Source organism: Cypionkella psychrotolerans (assembly GCF_001294535.1).
GTDB lineage: Bacteria > Pseudomonadota > Alphaproteobacteria > Rhodobacterales > Rhodobacteraceae > Cypionkella > Cypionkella psychrotolerans.
This window is the reverse complement of record NZ_LGIC01000065.1, coordinates 301443-319934: the sequence shown is the minus strand read 5'-3', so window position 1 is coordinate 319934 and position 18492 is coordinate 301443. Positions and strand designations below refer to the sequence as shown.

General features: G+C 58.8%; 20 protein-coding genes. 14 read left to right on the top strand and 6 right to left on the bottom strand.

Going from position 1 to position 18492, the window contains the following annotated elements:
• Both AKV04_RS14730 and AKV04_RS14725 read left to right on the top strand, forming a co-directional pair.
• Entirely contained in the window at positions 1-678 is a 678-nt protein-coding gene (locus AKV04_RS14730; RefSeq protein ID WP_054007152.1) for a GntR family transcriptional regulator, read from the top strand.
• Positions 678-962, top strand: a complete 285-nt coding sequence (locus AKV04_RS14725) for a DUF1330 domain-containing protein (protein ID WP_054007151.1) — start codon at positions 678-680, stop codon at positions 960-962. The genes AKV04_RS14730 and AKV04_RS14725 overlap by 1 nt, the downstream gene beginning before the upstream one ends.
• Here the strand turns inward: AKV04_RS14725 and speB are convergent.
• Positions 959-1918 carry an agmatinase gene (gene speB / locus AKV04_RS14720; protein ID WP_054007201.1) on the bottom strand — a complete coding sequence of 320 codons (960 nt, stop codon included), beginning with the start codon at positions 1916-1918 and terminating at the stop codon, positions 959-961. The two genes, AKV04_RS14725 and speB, sit on opposite strands and share 4 nt — an antisense overlap.
• Positions 1919-2145: 227 nt before the next feature.
• On the opposite strand from speB, the gene AKV04_RS14715 reads away from it, so the two are divergent.
• Positions 2146-3489 carry an NAD(P)-binding domain-containing protein gene (locus AKV04_RS14715; protein WP_054007200.1) on the top strand — a complete coding sequence of 448 codons (1344 nt, stop codon included), beginning with the start codon at positions 2146-2148 and terminating at the stop codon, positions 3487-3489.
• Positions 3490-3713: 224 nt separating this feature from the next.
• Here the strand turns inward: AKV04_RS14715 and AKV04_RS14710 are convergent, their stop codons facing one another.
• From AKV04_RS14710 to AKV04_RS14690, 5 genes are all read right to left on the bottom strand, one after another.
• Positions 3714-4427 carry a type 1 glutamine amidotransferase gene (locus AKV04_RS14710; protein WP_054007199.1) on the bottom strand — a complete coding sequence of 238 codons (714 nt, stop codon included), beginning with the start codon at positions 4425-4427 and terminating at the stop codon, positions 3714-3716.
• Between the two features lie 110 nt (positions 4428-4537).
• The gene (glnT, locus tag AKV04_RS14705; protein ID WP_054007150.1) at positions 4538-5845 is read right to left on the bottom strand and encodes a type III glutamate--ammonia ligase; all 1308 of its coding nucleotides are present in this window, start codon (positions 5843-5845) and stop codon (positions 4538-4540) included.
• 63 nt (positions 5846-5908) lie between these two features.
• Positions 5909-7234, bottom strand: a complete 1326-nt coding sequence (locus AKV04_RS14700; RefSeq protein WP_054007149.1) for an FMN-binding glutamate synthase family protein — start codon at positions 7232-7234, stop codon at positions 5909-5911.
• A 7-nt stretch (positions 7235-7241) separates the two neighbouring features.
• On the bottom strand, positions 7242-7931 hold the full coding sequence (locus AKV04_RS14695; RefSeq protein ID WP_054007148.1) for a GltB/FmdC/FwdC-like GXGXG domain-containing protein: 690 nt from the start codon (positions 7929-7931) through the stop codon (positions 7242-7244).
• A 2-nt stretch (positions 7932-7933) separates the two neighbouring features.
• Positions 7934-8830, bottom strand: coding sequence for a class II glutamine amidotransferase (locus AKV04_RS14690; protein ID WP_054007147.1), 897 nt, complete (start codon positions 8828-8830; stop codon positions 7934-7936).
• Between the two features lie 265 nt (positions 8831-9095).
• On the opposite strand from AKV04_RS14690, the gene AKV04_RS14685 reads away from it, so the two are divergent.
• From AKV04_RS14685 to AKV04_RS14635, 11 genes are all read left to right on the top strand, one after another.
• Positions 9096-9386, top strand: a complete 291-nt coding sequence (locus tag AKV04_RS14685) for a hypothetical protein (RefSeq protein ID WP_235815647.1) — start codon at positions 9096-9098, stop codon at positions 9384-9386.
• A complete protein-coding gene (locus tag AKV04_RS14680) occupies positions 9387-9767 on the top strand; it encodes a hypothetical protein (RefSeq protein WP_054007146.1) in 381 nt (126 codons plus the stop codon).
• Positions 9768-9776: 9 nt separating this feature from the next.
• Positions 9777-9965 (top strand): hypothetical protein, encoded by a 189-nt coding sequence (locus AKV04_RS14675; protein WP_054007145.1) that lies wholly within the window; start codon positions 9777-9779, stop codon positions 9963-9965.
• A complete protein-coding gene (locus tag AKV04_RS14670) occupies positions 9952-11379 on the top strand; it encodes an APC family permease (protein WP_054007144.1) in 1428 nt (475 codons plus the stop codon). Before AKV04_RS14675 ends, AKV04_RS14670 begins: the two co-directional genes overlap by 14 nt.
• A gap of 53 nt (positions 11380-11432) precedes the next feature.
• The gene (locus AKV04_RS14665) at positions 11433-12092 is read left to right on the top strand and encodes a hypothetical protein (RefSeq protein WP_054007143.1); all 660 of its coding nucleotides are present in this window, start codon (positions 11433-11435) and stop codon (positions 12090-12092) included.
• Positions 12089-12361 carry a hypothetical protein gene (locus AKV04_RS14660; RefSeq protein ID WP_054007142.1) on the top strand — a complete coding sequence of 91 codons (273 nt, stop codon included), beginning with the start codon at positions 12089-12091 and terminating at the stop codon, positions 12359-12361. Before AKV04_RS14665 ends, AKV04_RS14660 begins: the two co-directional genes overlap by 4 nt.
• A 213-nt stretch (positions 12362-12574) precedes the next feature.
• Positions 12575-14347 carry an APC family permease gene (locus AKV04_RS14655; protein WP_054007141.1) on the top strand — a complete coding sequence of 591 codons (1773 nt, stop codon included), beginning with the start codon at positions 12575-12577 and terminating at the stop codon, positions 14345-14347.
• 180 nt (positions 14348-14527) lie between these two features.
• Positions 14528-15667: an aminomethyltransferase family protein gene (locus AKV04_RS14650; protein ID WP_054007140.1), complete on the top strand. Its 1140-nt coding sequence runs from the start codon at positions 14528-14530 to the stop codon at positions 15665-15667.
• Positions 15668-15792: 125 nt separating this feature from the next.
• A complete protein-coding gene (locus tag AKV04_RS14645; RefSeq protein ID WP_054007139.1) occupies positions 15793-16407 on the top strand; it encodes a dimethylamine monooxygenase subunit DmmA family protein in 615 nt (204 codons plus the stop codon).
• The gene (locus tag AKV04_RS14640) at positions 16404-17369 is read left to right on the top strand and encodes a PDR/VanB family oxidoreductase (protein WP_054007138.1); all 966 of its coding nucleotides are present in this window, start codon (positions 16404-16406) and stop codon (positions 17367-17369) included. The genes AKV04_RS14645 and AKV04_RS14640 overlap by 4 nt, the downstream gene beginning before the upstream one ends.
• Positions 17370-17379: 10 nt before the next feature.
• The gene (locus tag AKV04_RS14635) at positions 17380-18420 is read left to right on the top strand and encodes a heme-dependent oxidative N-demethylase family protein (RefSeq protein ID WP_054007137.1); all 1041 of its coding nucleotides are present in this window, start codon (positions 17380-17382) and stop codon (positions 18418-18420) included.
• Positions 18421-18492: the final 72 nt, after the last annotated feature.

The window sequence follows — 18492 nt, the reverse complement described above, 5'->3', positions numbered from 1 at the left end:
ATGAACCCGCTTGATGACCTGAAAATCACCCACCCGCCGCAGACCTTGCGCGAGATTGTGCTGGAGCGGATGCGCAGCGCGATCCTGTCAGGCCGCTTTGCCTCTGGCGAACGGTTGGTCGAACGCACGCTTTGCGACCAACTCGGCGTCAGCAGGTCAGTGGTGCGCGAGGCGATCCGCTATCTTGAGGCCGAAGGTCTGGTCGAAATCATGCCGAACAAAGGCCCAATGGTGGCCCGGATGGATTGGACACAGGCCGAGCAAATCTATGAAATCAGGCTACTTTTGGAACAAAACGCTGCCGCTGCCTGCGCTCAAGCCGCTGACGCCACAGTGAAAGCCAAGCTACAAGCGGCCACCCATGCCATCGAGGCCGCCTCTGCCGCCAACGAAAACCCCGCTCTGATTGCCGCCACAACCCGGTTTTACGAGATCATCTTCACCGCCGCAGGGCATCAGATCGCGTGGGAGGTCGTGCAGCGGCTGAACGGCCGGATCAGCCGCCTGCGCGCGATGACTTTGGCAACCACCGACCGCCGCGTTTCTGGCCCGGTGCGGATGGCGCGGATTTGTGCGGCGATCTGCGCCAATGACCCCGATAGCGCCGCGCAAGCCGTCTGCGATCATCTCGATGAAGCCGCCAAAATCGCCCACCGCCTGCTGAAAGAGGCCAAGTAATGCCCGCCTATTGGATCGCCCATGTCACCGTCACCGACACCGCGCGGTACAAGGGCTACCAAGCCCTCGCCCCGCTGGCTTTTGCGAAATTTGGCGCAAAATTTTTGGCCCGTGGCGGGGCGTCTGACAACCCCGAAGGCGCCGGATTTGAACGCCATGTCGTGATCGAATTTCCCGATCTGGCAACCGCCCGCGCCTGCTACGCCTCGCCCGAATATAGCGCCGCTAAAGCCGAGCGAGACGGTGCCGCGCGCGTGATGATCACCATGGTCGAAGGGCTTTAGCCAATGTGCTTTCCCTGCGGCACGCCCGGCAAAACGCAGAGCATTTCATAAAGCAAATTCGCCCCGATCAGCGCGGTATTGCCCGACGGATCATAGGGCGGCGAAACCTCTACCAGATCGCCGCCGACAATGTTCAGACCCGCACATCCGCGCACGATTTCAAGGCCTTGCCAGATGGTAAGCCCGCCCGGCTCCACCGTGCCAGTGCCCGGCGCGAAGGCGGGATCAAGGCTATCAATATCATAGCTCAGATACACCGGCGCGTCGCCGATTTTCGCGCGAATTTCCGCCATCAGTGGCTTCAAAGACTTGTACCAACACTCCTCGGCCTGCACCACGGTCCAGCCGTTTTTGCGGCCCCAGTCGAAGTCTTCAAGGCTATACCCGGTGCCGCGCAAACCGATTTGAAAAACTTTATCATTCTGCAAACAGCCGTCTTCCCAAGCTCGCCGGAACGGGCAACCATGCGCGACTTTCTCACCAAACATCGTGTCATTCACATCGGCATGAGCGTCGACATGAATCAGCGCCACCGGGCCATGTTTGGCTTTAATCGCCCGCAAAATCGGCCACGTCAGCGTGTGATCGCCGCCCAGAGTCAACGGCAAGGCACCATGCGCCAGCACGTCGTTGTAATAGTCGGTGATGATATCGACCGTTTTTTTCAGATCAAAGGTGTTGATCGGCACATCGCCAATGTCGGCGACTTGCAGATGGTCAAACGGCGCAGCCCCCGTCGCCATGTTGAACGGCCGCAGCATACGGGATTCGTCGCGAATTTGGCGTGGCCCATGCCTTGTACCCGAACGGTTCGAGGTGCCGATATCCATCGGAATTCCGATGAAAGCCACATCCAGCCCGGCTGCGGTGTCTTGCGTCGGCAGACGCATCATCGTGGCTGGGCCGCCAAAGCGCGCCATCTCATTGCCGCCAAGCGGTTGATTGAATTTGGACATTTCTGCGATCTCTCCCAAAGCTTGCGTCCAGCTTAGCCGCAAGCCGCGATCCGTGGAAAGGGCTTTGTCTGCCACGGCTTTGCCGATTTTTCAGGCAGGCCGAAAGATTCATCTGTTTCATCTTTTTCCCAACAGGAAAATAATTTGACAGCAACGCGCCTGTATCGCTAGCCTGTTTTCCAACAGGAATGCAGCCCGAACCGGGCGCGGACAACTCGGAGGAAGACATGGCAAAACGTGTGGCAGTGATCGGCGCAGGGCCGTCTGGTCTGGCCCAACTGCGGGCTTTTCAATCGGCCAAGATGAAGGGCGCAGAAATCCCCGAAATTGTTTGTTTTGAAAAGCAATCCAACTGGGGCGGCTTGTGGAATTACACTTGGCGCACCGGGTTGGACGAGAATGGTGAGCCGGTTCACAGCTCAATGTATCGCTATCTGTGGTCGAATGGCCCGAAGGAAGGTCTTGAATTCGCCGATTATTCCTTTGAGGAACATTTCGGCAAGCAAATCGCCTCCTATCCGCCCCGCGCCGTGTTGTTCGACTACATTCAAGGCCGGGTGGTGAAGGCGGGCGTGCGCGATTGGATCCGGTTTTCGACCCCGGTGCGGTTTGTGAAATACAATGAAGACAAGGGCAATTTCACCGTCACCGCGCATGATATGAAAACCGACCGGATGTATGAGGAGGAATTTGACAACGTCATCGTCGCCTCTGGCCACTTCTCAACCCCCAACGTGCCAGAATATCCCGGCTTTGATAAATTTGGCGGGCGGGTGCTGCACGCGCATGACTTCCGCGACGCGATGGAGTTCAACAGCAAGGATATCCTGCTGCTGGGGTCGAGCTATTCGGCGGAAGATATCGGCTCACAGTGCTGGAAATATGGCGCGAAGACGATCACCGTCGCCTACCGGAATGCGCCTTTGGGCTATGATTGGCCGGAGAATTTCGTCGAGGTGCCTGCGCTGGTGCGGGTGGATGAGACCACCGCGTATTTCAAAGATGGCACCAGCAAACGGGTCGATGCGATCATTCTGTGCACCGGGTATAAGCATCACTTCCCGTTCCTGCCCGATGATCTGCGGCTGAAAACCGCGAACCGTTTGGCTGCAGCGGATCTCTACAAGGGGGTGGTTTGGGTGAATAACCCGAAGTTGTTCTATGTCGGCATGCAGGACCAGTGGTTCACCTTTAACATGTTTGACGCGCAGGCGTGGTGGGTGCGGGATGTGATCTTGGGGCGGATTGCGGTGCCTGCGGATAAAGCGGTGCTGCTGTCCGATGTGGTGGACAGGGTCGCGCGCGAGGATGCGGGGCAGGACTCGCATGATGCGATCCATTATCAGGGCGATTATGTGAAGGAACTGATCGCTGAGACCGACTATCCCAGCTTTGACGTGGATGGGGCCTGCGAGGCGTTCTTTGAGTGGAAGGACCACAAGAAAGCCGGGATCATGACCTTCCGCAACCACGCGTATCGGTCGGTGATTACCGGATCGATGGCCCCGGTGCATCACACGCCTTGGAAGGACGCTTTGGAGGATAGTTTGGAGGCTTACCTTCGGAACTGATCAAAGAAAGAAGGCCTCGGAGTTTCCGGGGCCTTTTTGCTGGTCCCGACTCGGGACCTTTTTTATTGTTATTATATTCAATGTATTAAGATGCCGCGGTAAGGAAAAATTAACGAATCTGCTCGCTTGGGTCATCCTCTGTGCTCAAATATCCAGCCCGGAATGCCAAGGCATTCCGGGTAGCCGGAGGCATCCACGTCGCAGCAAACCCAGCGCGAGAAATTTTAGACGATCAGCGCCTTCAAACCCTGATTGATCTGCACGGCAATTCTGCGGAACTCGGGCAGATGCGGAGCGACTTCTGCCTCTAGTGTCTGGGCGGCATCTGCGCCAATCACGGCGTGCAGGGCGGCGCGGTATTCCTGGATGGTTTGCCAATCTATGACGGTAGAGGGTAGGATTTCGAGGTGGTATTGCACGCCATAAGCATGGCGGCCCACCCGCATGGCTTGCACGGCGCAGGCGGTGTTGGAGGCCAGAACGACGGTATCGGCCGGCAGGGTTGTGACCTCGACGCCGTGCCATTGCAGGGTGGTCATCTCGGCGGGAAGGTGGGCGAAGATCGGGTCAGAGCGCCCTGCCCCGGTTTGGCTGATTTGGGTCAGGCCGACTTCCGAGCGCGGCATCGGGCGAGCTTCCCCGCCAAGAGATACGGCGAGCAGTTGGTGGCCCAAGCAAATGCCGAAATAGGGGCGATTGAGGGTTTGCACCCAATGTTTGATCGCGGCTTTTTCGGCGATCAGCCACGGATGCTCGGCTTCCTGCCATACATCCATCGGGCCGCCCATGACGGCGAGCAGATCATAGCTTTCCAAGGGTGGGATTTGGTCGCCTTCGTCTAAAGCTATGACGTGAAGGCTGTGGCCGTCAGCTGTCCAGAGCTCGATGAATATCCCGGCAGTCTCACAGGCGAGGTGTTGGAAGATCAGGATTTTCATGGGAACCCCGCGCATGCGAACGCCGGAGGAGCCTCCGGCGGGGATATTTAGGCCAAGATGAAATTGTTTAGGGAGTGCCGGAGGATGGCCCGGCACTCCCTTTGGTTTGGTTAAATGTCGAGGGTGTTATCGTGTTCCCATTTTGAGAAATGGCTGACGTAGCTGTCCCACTCTTTGGCCTTGAGTTTCAGGTAGGCGGCGGAGAATTCTTCGCCCATCGCGGCCTTCAAGGTGGTGTCTTTGTCGTAGTCGCGCAGGGCATCCAGCAGGTTCAGCGGCAGTTTCGGCGCACCGGTAACGGTCTGACCTTGGGTATACATATCAATGTCATAGCGCGGGCCGGGGTCGGCTTTGGTGCGCACGCCGTCAAGGCCAGCCGCAAGGATCACGGCTTGCATCAGGTAGGGGTTGGCCGCGCCATCGGGCAGGCGCAGCTCGAACCGGCCCGGACCAGGGACGCGCACCATGTGGGTGCGGTTGTTGCCGGTCCAAGTCACGGTATTCGGAGCCCAGGTGGCGCCAGAAGAGGTGCGCGGCGCGTTGATGCGTTTGTAGCTGTTCACTGTCGGGTTGCAGATCGCGGCCAAAGCGCTGGCGTGTTTCATGATGCCGCCGAGGAAGTTGCGGCCCCGATCCGAGAGACCCAACTCTTTGGAATCATCGGAGAATACGTTCTTTTTGCCTGCCAAATCCCAGACCGAGATGTGGGCGTGGCAGCCGGAGCCCGTCAGGCCCTTGAACGGCTTTGGCATGAAGGTGCAGCGCAGCCCGTGCTTTTCTGCCACCGATTTCATCATGAATTTGAAGAAGCTGTGCTTGTCGGCGGTCTGCAAGACGTCGTCGTATTTCCAGTTCATCTCATACTGGCCGGTCGCGTCTTCGTGGTCGTTCTGGTAGGCCTCCCAGCCGAGCTCCAGCATGTAATCGCACACTTCGGCGATCACGTCATACTGGCGCATCATGGCTTGCTGGTCGTAGCAGGGCTTTTCGGCGTTATCATAGGGATCAGCGATCTTGTCGCCTTCCGGGGTCAGCAGGAAGAATTCCGGCTCGACGCCCGTTTTGACGCGCAGACCTTCGTGCGCAGCCTCATCGACCAGTTTGCGCAGCACGTTGCGCGGGGCTTGGGCGACAGGTTGACCCTCCATCACGCAGTTAGAGGCGAGCCATGCGACCTCTTTTTTCCACGGCAGTTGGATGACCGAGGAGGCATCCGGCACCGCCATCATATCGGGGTGGGCGGCGGTGAGGTCGAGCCAAGTGGCAAAACCTGCAAAGCCCGCGCCCGCAACGGCCATGTCGTTGATCGCCTGCGACGGTACCAGCTTGGCGCGCTGCGATCCAAACAGGTCGGTGTAGGAAATCATGAAGTATTTGACGCCTTTTTCCTTGGCATAGGCGGCTAGATCTTTGACCATTTAGGTCGCTCCCTGTCGTCTGTAAGGTAAAAGCCGGTCTGAATGTTCAGACCGGCCCATGAGTTAGAACCCGTTCTTGCCGGGAATCCATGAGGTGCCCGCAAGTGGAACGCCCGCCATAGCAGCGCCTTCGATGGTCAGCGCGCAGAGGTCTTCGGGTTCCAGATTGTGCAGATGGTTCTTGCCACAAGCGCGCGCGATGGTTTGCGCTTCCAGCGTCATCACCTTGAGGTAGTTTTTCAGGCGACGGCCACCGAGAATCGGGTCGAAACGGTTGAAAAGTTCCGGGTCTTGGGTGGTGATGCCTGCGGGATCTTTGCCCTCGTGCCAGTCATCATAGGCGCCTGCGGTGGTGCCGAGTTTGTTGTATTCGGATTCCCATTTCGGATCGTTATCGCCCAAAGCGATCAGGGCGGCGGTGCCGATGGCGACGGCGTCTGCGCCCAGCGCCATGGCTTTGGCGACATCAGCGCCGGTGCGGATGCCGCCCGAGACGATCAGTTGCACTTTGCGGTGCATGCCGAGGTCTTGCAGGGCTTTCACGGCGAGCGGAATACAGGCGAGGATCGGCATACCGACGTTTTCGATGAACACGTCTTGGGTGGCTGCGGTGCCGCCTTGCATACCGTCGAGCACCACCACGTCAGCACCGGCTTTGACGGCGAGGGCGGTATCGTAATAGGGGCGTGCGCCGCCAATCTTAACGTAGATCGGTTTTTCCCAATCGGTGATCTCGCGGATCTCCATGATCTTGATTTCAAGATCGTCCGGCCCGGTCCAATCGGGGTGGCGGCAGGCGGAGCGTTGGTCGATGCCCTTGGGAAGGTTGCGCATTTTGGCAACGCGGTCGGAGATTTTCTGGCCCAGAAGCATACCGCCGCCGCCGGGTTTGGCACCTTGGCCGACCACGACTTCGATGGCGTCAGCGCGGCGCAGATCGTCTGGGTTCATACCGTAGCGGGAGGGCAGATATTGGTAAACGAGGGTGTTGGAATGGCCGCGTTCTTCTTCGGTCATGCCGCCGTCACCGGTGGTGGTGGAGGTGCCAGCAGCGGAAGCTCCACGCCCGAGGGCTTCTTTGGCCGGACCCGAGAGCGCGCCGAAGGACATGCCTGCGATGGTGACGGGAATGTCGAGGTGGATGGGTTTCTTGGCATAGCGGGTGCCGAGCCAGACGTCGGTGGCGCATTTCTCGCGGTAGCCTTCGAGAGGGTAGCGGCTGATGGACGCGCCGAGGAACAGCAGGTCATCGAAATGCGGCAGTTTGCGTTTGGAACCGCCGCCGCGAATGTCGTAAATCCCGGTGGCTGCGGCGCGGCGGATTTCGGCGTTCACGTCGTTGGAATAGGTCCAGCTTTGCTTCGGCGGGGTATGGGGAAAATCGCTCATATATGCCTCAGTACGACGACGCGTTGTCGATGTTGAATGTGTAGAGTTTGCGGGCGGAGCCGTAGCGTTTGAAATCCGAAGGCTTGGCGAGGTGGTCGGCTTCGCCGCGCTTCAAGAGGTCGGCGATGATGGCGAGGTGTTCGGGGCGCATTTCTTTTTCAATGCAGTCGGTGCCGAGGGATTTCACAGAACCGCGCACGAACAGATGCGCCTCATAAAGCGAGTCGCCCAGCGCGTCGCCTGCGTCACCCAAGACAAGGATGTTGCCGGATTGCGCCATGAAGCAGGACATATGGCCGATGTTGCCATGCACGACGATGTCGATGCCTTTCATCGAGATGCCGCAGCGCGACGAGGCGTTGCCCTTGATCACCAGAAGGCCGCCGCGCCCGGTAGCGCCTGCGTATTGCGAGGCGTCGCCGTCGATGATCACGGTGCCGGACATCATGTTTTCCGCCACGCCGGGGCCAGCCGAGCCTTTGACGCGGATAGTGGCTTGTTTGTTCATCCCGGCGCAGTAGTAGCCGGTTGATCCGCGCACGGTTATGTCGATCGGGGCGTCTACGCCGACGGCAATCGCGTGGCTGCCCTTGGGGTTGACCACTTCCCATGAAGTCTCGTTGGTCTGGCCTTTGAGGTTGTGGAGCGCTTGGTTCAGCGCGCGCAGGCCCTGCGCTTCAAGGTCGAAAGTCTGCATGTTCAGCGTTCCCAGAAGTAAACGGTGGCGGGTTCCGGTTCCCAGACGCGGGCGGATTCGATGCCCGGCAGGTTGACGAGGGCGCGGTATTCAGAACCGAAGGCGACGTATTGGTCGGTTTCGGCCATCACGGCGGGTTTGCAGGCGATTGGGTCACGGACCACGCCGAAGCCATCTTTGGTGCCGACCACGAAGGTGAAGAAACCGTCGAGATCGGTGAGCGTGGCTTCCAGCGCCTGCCCCAAGGTTTCACCCTGTTGCAGCTTGTGGCTAACGAAGGCCGCACCAACTTCGGTGTCGTTTTCGGTCTCAAACGTCATGCCAAGACGCTTCAATTCGCGGCGCACGCCGTTGTGGTTGGAGAGCGAGCCGTTGTGGACCAAGCACTGATCCGGGCCTGTGGAGAACGGATGCGCACCCATGGTGGTCACAGCGGATTCGGTGGCCATGCGGGTGTGACCGATACCGTGGGTGCCGTGCATTTTGGCAACCTCAAAGCGGGCCGCCACGTCTTTCGGCAGGCCGACTTCTTTATAAATCTCAATGCCTTCACCAGAGGACATGATTTTCATACCGGGGCGAATTTTAGCCAAAGCCGAACGCGCTGCATCCAACTGGCCTGCGGGCACTTCCAGCACCGCATGGGTGGATTTCACCAGCATCAGCACCGGGGTGCCCAGCGCGTCTTTCAGATCCGCGTCGAGGTTTTTGAAATCAACCTCGGGCGTGGCCGACTGTACGGTCAACTTACCGTGGCCGACCTTGCCTTGGGAATAAATTGCGATTCCGGCGCTGTCGGGGCCGCGGTCGGTCATGGTGATCAGCATATCAGTCAGCATTGCGCCCAACTGAGGCTGTAATTTGGGGTCCTTCAGGAAAAGCCCGACGATTCCGCACATGGCGACGACTCCTTGTCGTGTGGATATGCCGTTACGCTATCACGGCAAAATATTCCGTCAACTGTGAAGAAACTTTTTTTCACCGTGGGTAATGATTTTCATTTCGCCTAATTTCTCATCAAATGCTTTGACAGAATGTCGCAGGCGGTGTTTCCTGTCAGAAAATAAAATTCACGCACAGAAATCAAGCGGGGCAATAACCCGCTGCGACTGCCGCGCTATGGCCCTAGGCGCGGTCAGGTGGAGGGGGCCCTGGGAGGAAATCTTGTCTGATCTGAACACACGGATCGAGGCGATGCATCGAAGCGACACGCGGATTGCGTGGGCTTTTGTCATCGGCCTTTGGCTGGCCATCGGGTTTGTGGCCTATGGCACTTGGGATCTCGCGCCCTCACCCAGCGCACGGGTGATGCTGCTGATCGGCGGTGCTTTGGTGCTGATCTATAACACCGCCGCGATCATGGCGATGCTGCGGCATTACCGCGAGGACCGCGACTTTATGTATGGCTTGGACATCCAATTCATGGATGCGGCCCGCGCCGCGAAGGGGAAATAGATGGCGCGCTATATTCCCCCCGTTCAAAGCAAATTGGGCCAGATCATCGACGTCATCGTGCTGGTGGTGCTGTCGGTCGGCGCATTGTTCTTGCCGTTGTGGCTGGGGCTTGCAGGATCAGCCAAGCTTCCGGTGCCGGTAGAAAACCCGACTTGGGAGAGTCTGGGTCAGAACCCGGTGATGGTGCAGCAATGGAACAAGCTGGGCTTTCCAGATGCGGCCTCGGCGCATGACATGATCACCGCGCGCTATGACTACAGTTTCAGCTGGGTGAGCCTCGCGGTGATGGTGATCGTGATCGTCGGCTATTTCGTGATGATGATCCGGTTTTCCGACATCGAATATCGCGAAGTGATCGCTGAGAAATTTGGCGAGAAATAGGGGCGCAAGATGGATACCTGGAATTACATCGAATACGGCGCCTGGGCACTGTCTGCGCTGTTCGGGCTGTTGATCGTGATCGACTGGATCAAGATCGACACCACCTATACGGAAGAAATGCTGACCTCGTCGCGCGAAGGCGTGTTGGAAGCGATGACCGAGAAACATAAGCTGGAGGGCGGAGATGGCACAATCTGATACGGACGTTGACCATACCGCACATGGCCAATCGATGGGGCTGTTGCGGGTGCTGGGCCCGGCGCATGTTTGGGCGCTTGGCGTCGGCATCGTTCTGGTCGGCGAGTATATGGGCTGGAACTTTGCGGTGGGTAAGGGCGGGGCTTATGCCGCGCTGATCGCCTGCTGGTTCGCCGGGATCTTGTATTCCTGCGTGGCGATGATTGACTCGGAGGTGACATCGACGGTGGCCGCCGCTGGGGGCCAGTATACGCAGGCCAAGCATATCATCGGGCCGCTGATGGCGTTTAACGTCGGGCTTTATCTGGTGTTCGCCTATACGATGCTGGAGGCGGGCAACGCGATCACCTTGGGGTTCTTGGTGGATACCGTGGCGGGGATGACCGGGCATGAAGGCGGCTTAGATCAACGGCCATTCATCGTGCTGGCGATCATGTTTCTGGCATGGCTAAACTATCGCGGGGTGCTAGCGACGCTGACGTTCAACCTTGTGATCACCGCGATTGCGTTTTGCGCGATCATCACGATTTTCTTGGCCACCTCGCCGTTGTTGGGGGCGGGCGAGATGCTGCACAAAGACCTGATGAGCGGTCAGGCGTCATTGCCTTACGGCTGGCTCGGGATCTTGGCCGCGATGCACTTTGGTCTGTGGTATTATCTCGGCATCGAGGGGACGACGCAGGCGGCGGAAGAAGTACGCTCGCCTGCGCGGTCGTTGCCGTTTGGCACCTTGGCCGGGATCATGACGCTGCTGATTGCCGCGACGCTGACCTGGTATATCTGCTCGGGGCTGATGCCGTGGGAATACTTAGGTGACGGGGTGAACGGGGCTGTGGCACCATTGTTCTCGGCGGCGCAGATTTCCGGGTCGTCGGCCTTGGTTTGGTTGCTGGGGATCGGGACGTTGTTTGCGACTTTGGCATCGGCGAACGGCTGTATCAATGATGCCTCGCGCGCTTGGTTCTCGATGGGGCGCGACCATTATCTGCCCGCGTGGTTTGGCGCGGTGCATCCGGTCTATCGCACGCCCTACCGCGCGATCATCTTTCTGGTGCCGATCGCGCTGATCTTTGCTTTGGGCGCACCTTTGGATCAGGTGATCACCTTCTCGATCCTGTCGGGGTTGCTGGGCTATACGTTCATGCCGATCAACATGATCATGTTCCGCAAGAAATGGCCGCTGGATACGATCAAGCGCGGCTATGAGCATCCTTTGCACCCGCTGCCAGCGATCTCGCTGATGGCTTTGTGTTCGGTGACGTATTTTGCGGTGTTCCTCGGCTATGGCACGCAGCTGATTGCGATGATCGGGTTCTATATCGTGGTCAGCCTGTGGTTCCACTTCTGGCGCTATCGCTTTGTAAAACGCGCCGATCAGTTCACCATGCCGTGGCCACGTCCGCGCGGGTATTGAGACAGCTTCCGGCCCGCCCTGATCGGCGGGCCGGATCATTTTTGGGATAAAGCATGAAATTTCTGATCTGGGCTTTGGTGATTGCGATCGGCTGCGGCATTGCGGTGCGGTTGCGCGGGCAGAGCGCCAAGCGGTTTGCCGTGCGCGGGCGATATTTCGCGGCTGTTGAACCGTTGTTTGATGCGCCGATTGTCGCGCTTGCCCCGACCGGATTTCCCCGCCTCTCTGGCCGCTATCAGGGCGCGCTGTTTGATCTGCAAGTGGTGCCGGATACGCTAACCTACCGTAAACTGCCTGCGCTGTGGCTATTGGTGACGCTGGCGGAACCCACCCCTGTCCGTGCTACGCTGGATGTGATGCTGCGCCCGCGTGGGGTGGAGCCGTTCAGCAACTTTCGGGATTTGGCGGTGCAGATTGCCACTCCGCCGGGGTTTCCTGAGGATTGTGCCATTCGCAGCGATGCGCCAAAGGCTGCGCCGCCTGCTGAATTGGTGCTGAAGCATCTGGAACGGCTGGATGCGGATTTGCTGAAAGAGCTGGTGATCTCGCCTAAAGGTCTGCGGCTGGTGTGGCTGGCCGAGGAAGCCGACCGCACCCGCTATCTGGCCTTCCGTGATGCGGAGATGGGCAAAGTGCCGCTGGCCCCTGCCCTGTTAGAACCTTTGCTGGCCGCATTGCTGGCGCTGCGCGATGATCTGAAGGAGTTGCCATGAGCCAACCTCTGAATCCCCGTCTGGTCTTGCTGGCCGCGACGATCCTGCCGGGGTCTGGCCAAGTGCTGAACCGTCAGCCGATCCGGGGGCTGACGTTTGTGTTCTTCATCATCCTGCTGGGTGCCTTCACCCTGAAAACCGCAAGCCCCGACGTATCACTGGTCGGCAAACTCGCGGGCGGTTTGTTCGTTTGGGCGCTGGCGATGATGGATGCGTACAAAACCGCCCGCGTCCGATTCGAGGTTTGGCGGCATGGCAAACCCGGTTGATCGCCCGATTATGCAGCAGAACTTGTATGCGAGACTCGGAAAATCAAATCCAAATCGGATCAAAAGTTAAAAATTATTCCTCGCAGGTGAAAAATCGCTTTGCGCTTGGCCTGCGCCGCTTCAATGTGTCGCAATCTAAAGCAACCGATCCGGCACAACCAAACGATCAGGCCAGAGCAAGGCCAGACAGCAACAGGGACAAAGGAACACTTGATGTCTACAGAAAGCAAAGCGGGCGATCTGCATCGCACGCTGAATTGGAAGGGCGCCTTCTGGGTCGCCGCAGGGGTGCCGCCCCTTGTACTGTTTTCCATCGGCGGTATCGCGGGGGTGGCTGGGCAAGCCGCATTCGTGGTTTGGATGCTGTCGATGATCATGGGCTTTTCGCAAAGCTTCACCTATGCCGAAATGGCGGGGATGTTCGGCAACAAGTCGGGCGGCACAAGCGTGTATGGCGCGACGGCTTGGCTGCGCTATTCCAAACTGATCGCGCCTTTGTCGGTCTGGTGCAACTGGTTTGCATGGTCGCCGGTGCTGTCTTTGGGTTGCGCCATCGCGGCAGGCTATATCCTGAACGCGTTGTTCCCGATCCCCCTCGATACGGCACCGCAAGTGGTGGCATGGGTCGCGGCGCATCTGGCGGATTACACCGCGGCAACGCCCGCAGTCGTCGATTATATCACGGCCAACGCAGGCACTACGCCCGAGGCTGCGATTCAAGCCGTGGCTTCTGCCGATGGCGTGGCGGCCTTGACCCCCGCCTTCCGGGTCTGGGAGGCTTACGCGCTGAACGTTCCGGGTCTGGGTGTGCTGCACTTCAACTCGACCTTCGTGATCGGCGTCGTGCTGATGCTGATCATGCTGGCGATCCAGCATCGCGGCATTGCCACCACGGCATCTGCGCAAAAGGTGCTGGCGGTGGTGGTCTTGGTGCCGCTGCTGTTGGTGGGCTTGATCCCGATCCTGACCGGCGAGATCAATACGATGAACGTGACGGGCATCGTGCCGCCAACTTCCAGCTATTCTGGGGTAAATGGTGAGTGGAATGTCGGCGGCTGGACGCTGTTTCTGGGTGGCATGTATATTGCCGCTTGGTCGACCTACGGCTTTGAGACTGCGGTTTGCTATACCGCCGAGCTGAAAGACCCCAAGCGCGATACGTTCCGGGCGATCTTCTACTCGGGGCTTTTGTGCATCGTGTTCTTCTTCCTGATCCCGTTCTCGTTCCAAGGTGTTTACGGCCTGAGCGGCATGTTGACCCCCGGCGTGATCGACGGCACAGGGGTGGCAGAGGCTTTGGGTGCGATGGTTGGCTCGAACCCGATCTTCATCCAGATCTTCGTGATCCTGATGATCCTCGCGCTGTTTCTGGCGATCATGACCGCAATGGCCGGGTCTTCGCGGACTTTGTATCAAGGCTCGCGTGATGGCTGGCTGCCGAAGTATCTGAGCAAAACCAACAGCCACGGCGCGCCTGTCGGGGCGATGTGGACGGATTTCGGCTTTAACGTGATCCTGCTGGCACTGGCTTCGGATATCGGCGGTTACTTCTATGTGCTGGCGATTTCCAACGTCGGCTACATCATCTTCAACTTCCTCAACCTGAATGCAGGCTGGATTCACCGGATTGACTCGGGGCATCTGAACCGTCCGTGGAAAGCGCCAAACTGGCTGATTGGCGTCAACACCGTGCTGGCCTTTGTGAACGCTCTGTTCTTGGGCGCGGGTGCTAAGGTCTGGGGCTATGAAAACGCCTTGTGGTCGGGTGCGGTGTTTGCCGCCTTCATCTTGCCGGTGTTCTGGTTCCGCCATTACGTGCAGGACAAGGGCCATTTCCCGAAGGAAGCGATGGAGGACCTGGGGCTGACAGATCACGGCGATCTGGGGCCGCGCAAGGCCGGGATGCTGCCCTATCTGGCGCTGGTTGCCGGGGTTGCGGTGGTGCTGTGGGCGAACTGGTTCTTCGTGCTGCCTGTCGCGGCCTGAACTGCTGTTAAATTGTGCAAACGGGCGGTCTTCGGGCCGCCCGTTTGTATTTCCCCGCCCGCACGCAAGAAAAGGTCGAAAAAATTCCCTGACAGGAAATAATTTTGCACAAGAAGGTTGATTTTAACATTTACCGGTCGCAGACTGTTGCCAGAAAATTATCCGCTCTAGGGGGGCTACATGACAAATTCCTGGCGATTCTCCACGCTCGCAGACCGTCACCGTGCGTTGGGGTCCAATCTGGAAGACTGGTCCGGCATGGGTACGGCTTGGTCCTATGAGAAGGGCGACCCGGATGCCGAATATATGGCGATCCGCACCAAAGCCGGATTGATGGACGTGTCGGGGCTGAAGAAGGTGCATATCACCGGGCACGGCGCCAGCCATGTGATCGAGCGCGCGACGACGCGGAACATTGAGAAGCTGATGCCGGGGCGCTCGGTCTATGCGGCGATGCTGAACGACGCGGGCAAGTTCGTCGATGACTGCGTGATTTACCGCACCGGGCCGAATGCGTTCATGGTGGTGCATGGCTCGGGTGGCGGCTTTGAGCAATTGACGATGGCGGCGCATGGGCGCGATGTCTCGGTACGGTTTGACGACAACCTGCATGACCTCTCGCTGCAAGGGCCGCTGGCGGTGGATTATCTGGCGAAGCATGTGCCGGGCATCCGGGACCTCGCGTATTTCAGCCATATGCAGACCTCGCTGTTCGGCAAGCCGGTGATGATCTCGCGCACTGGCTATACCGGCGAGCGCGGCTATGAGCTGTTCTGCCGGGGCCAAGACGCGCCGATGATCTGGGATCGGATTCTGGAGGAAGGTGCTGCGATGGGAATCATTCCCTGCCGGTTTACCACTTTGGACATGCTGCGGACCGAAAGCTATCTGTTGTTCTTCCCGTTCGATAACTCGGAAATGTATCCGTTTGAGAACGAAGGCCCCGGCGACACCCTGTGGGAACTGGGCCTTGATTTCACCGTATCGCCAGGCAAGACCGGCTTCCGCGGTGCGGAGGAGCATTACCGTCTGAAAGGACGCGAGCGCTTCAAAATCTGGGGGCTGAAGCTGGAAGGCAAGAATGTACCGGGCAATGGCGCGCCAGTGTTCAAGGGTAAGGACAAGGTCGGCGTGGTGACGCAAGCGATGTATTCGCCGCTGAACGACTGGACCATCGCCATCGCCCGCCTGCCCGTCGACTGCGCCAACAACGGCACCAAACTGGTGGTCAACAGCGCCACGCATGGCGAGATTGCCGCCACCACACATGCGATGCCGTTCTTTGATGTCGAGAAAAAGCGGCGGACGGCGAAGGGCTAAGGCTTTTATCTTGGCAAAAATACTCCCGCCGGAGGCATCCGGCAGTAGCCGAAGCAGCCTCAGGCGGGAGTATTTGGACCAAGATGAAATCGTGCAGGGCAGATCGTTCAGGGATTGACGGAACTATGACGAAGACGATGTTCGAGCCTTCCATCACCAGCCGCCCGGTTTACGGCGTGCTTTCGCCCGGCGTGGGCTCGGCGCATTTGTTTGTCGCTGATGGTGAGGGCGCAGAGGCAGTGTGCGATCTGTTTGCCAAGGCTGAGGCAGCCGAGATGAAATCGGCCAGCCACATCATCTATATGCCGGGGGCGAATGGCTGCGATAGGTCTGCGGCTTTGCAGGCTTTGGGGGTGGCGCAGTTCTACCGCGCGCCCAGTTTTGCCTCCGCACAGCCACGATTGGCCAAGGTGTTGGCCGATGCGCATATGGGATTGCAGGTTTATGCGGCAGGCACCGAAGGGCTGATGGCGCAGGTGGCGACGGCGGCGCAAGCGGCTGGCCTGCCCTATGAGGCGGTGCAGATGGAGCATCGCGGCAGCCTCGCGCGGCGGGTGCAATGCGTGCATTGCAAGGGGGTGACTGAGAATGTCACGCTTGATCCCTTCGTGTGCAGCCATTGCGGCCTGAGCCTGTTCGTGCGCGATCACTTCTCGCGCCGTATTGCGGCGTTTCAGGGCGTGAATATTGATGCGGAAGACCCCGGATTGGTTCCGGCTTCGGTGGAGCGGTTCAAATGAGTGTTGGTGCCCCCAAAATCCCCGTTGTTGTGGCCGAAGTGGTCGAAGTTAATGAACTGATCAAACGCTTCCGCTTTGTGCGCCGCGATGGTGCCGCGATGCCGATCTTCTCGGGCGGCTCGCATGTGGTGGTTGAGATGGACGACCACGGCACCCGCCGGATGAACCCCTATTCTCTGATGAGCCATCCTGCCGACACGATGGGTTATGAAATCTCAGTGCGCCGGGACGAGGTCGGGCGGGGCGGTTCGCTCTATATGCACAATCATGTGAAGCCGGGCATGGAGATGGTGCTGAGCCAGCCCGTCAACCTGTTCCCGCTGGATGCGCGCGCGAAGAAACATCTGATGATCGCGGGTGGCATTGGCATCACGCCGTTTGTCGCACAAATGGCGCAGGTTGAGACGATGGGCGGGCGGTTTGAGCTGCATTATTCGGTGCGATCACCTGCTTTGGGGGCCTATGTGGACCGCTTGCAACAGCATTATGGCCCGCGCGTGCATGTCTATTTTGACGAGCTTAGACAGCAGATTGATCTGAAAACCCTGCTGAAATCGCAACCGCTTGGCACCCATATCTATGTCTGCGGCCCCAAAGGGATGATCGGTTGGGTCCATGCCACGGCAAAGGCGATGGGTTGGCCGGATCGCGCGGTTCATTCCGAGGAATTCTTGGCACCTCCGGTTGGTCTGGCCTTTGACGTGCAGCTTGCGGCCTCGGGCAAATCATTCACCGTGCAGCCGAACCAATCCTTGCTGGAGGCGATTGAGGCGGCGGGGGTGGAGGCGCCTTATCTCTGCCGCGGCGGCGCTTGTGGGCAGTGTGAGACGGAAGTGCTGCGCTGCGACGGCCATATCGAGCATAACGATCACTGGCTGACCGATGATCAGAAAGCGGCGAATACGAAAATCATGCCATGCGTGTCGCGGTTTCGGGGCGCTGCCCTGATCCTCGACCGATAGGGGGGAGCCTATGTCACTGGATTTCAACGACGAAACCTTTCGGGGCGACTATACCTTCAAGAATTCGGCAAAAGCGATCAAGCGCTTTCCGTTTCCGTTCCCCGAAGACAGCTACATGTATTCGGTGAATATGGAGCCGCATGTGCCCGGACCAGTGGGCAGCATTTTCGAGCATATGTTCGACGTGGACGAGCATTATGTGGCGGAAATGCGCGACCGCGCGCAGGTGCTGGCGGACGATCCGCTGCGTTGCCAGTCGTTGCCGCACATGGAACTGGCGGGCTGGGACTTGCTGGAACTGATCATGGAGAGCAAGGCGCGGGATTATCCGCATTGGTTCGAGTTGCACAAGGATGGCAACAACTGGCATTGGATCAACAAGCCGCTGCAGATCGAGCAGCGCTTTACCTTCATGGATGCCTCCACCCTGCCTTACGGGCCGCTGGAATATATCACCCGGCAGACGCAAGGCGATTTTACGCTGCAAGATCAGCGCGATGATGATCTGTGGATTGAGGCCGGGATGGTGACCACCCAAGCCGACTGGTCGTTGGATTTCGACATTGGCATGAGCTTCAAGCAATGGCACGCGCCGGTGCCTTTGGCTGGCCAAATGGGGATCTTTGATCGCGCGTTGAAATTCCTGCTGAAGCTGCAGCATGGCGCACCCGTGCGGCGGTTCAACTGGACGATGACCGTCGACCCATTGCTGGACACCAGCCCCGAGAATTACCCGAAATGGGGCCCGTCGAAAACCACGATGACGCCGGAAACCATCGGTCACCGCCAGCATCTGCGGGTGGAGTTGCAGACGCTGCACCGTTTGCCGCGCTCTAATGCCATCGTGTTCCCGATTCGCTGTTATCTGATCCGGTTTGAGGAATTGGTGACGGTGCCGAAATGGGCGCGGCGTTTGCACCGGGTGGTGCGGGATATCCCGGATGAATTGGCGACCTATAAGGGTTTTCTGCGCAACAAACCGCTGATGCTGGATTATCTGGCGCAATTTGACGACGGACAGCCGACCTCGCTGGGGTTTGCGCCGGACTGATGGGGTTCGTGTTCCGAACAAATACCGCCTTCGTATGCGCTCAATCTCCGGGCGCGTGCGAGGGCCGAAGTT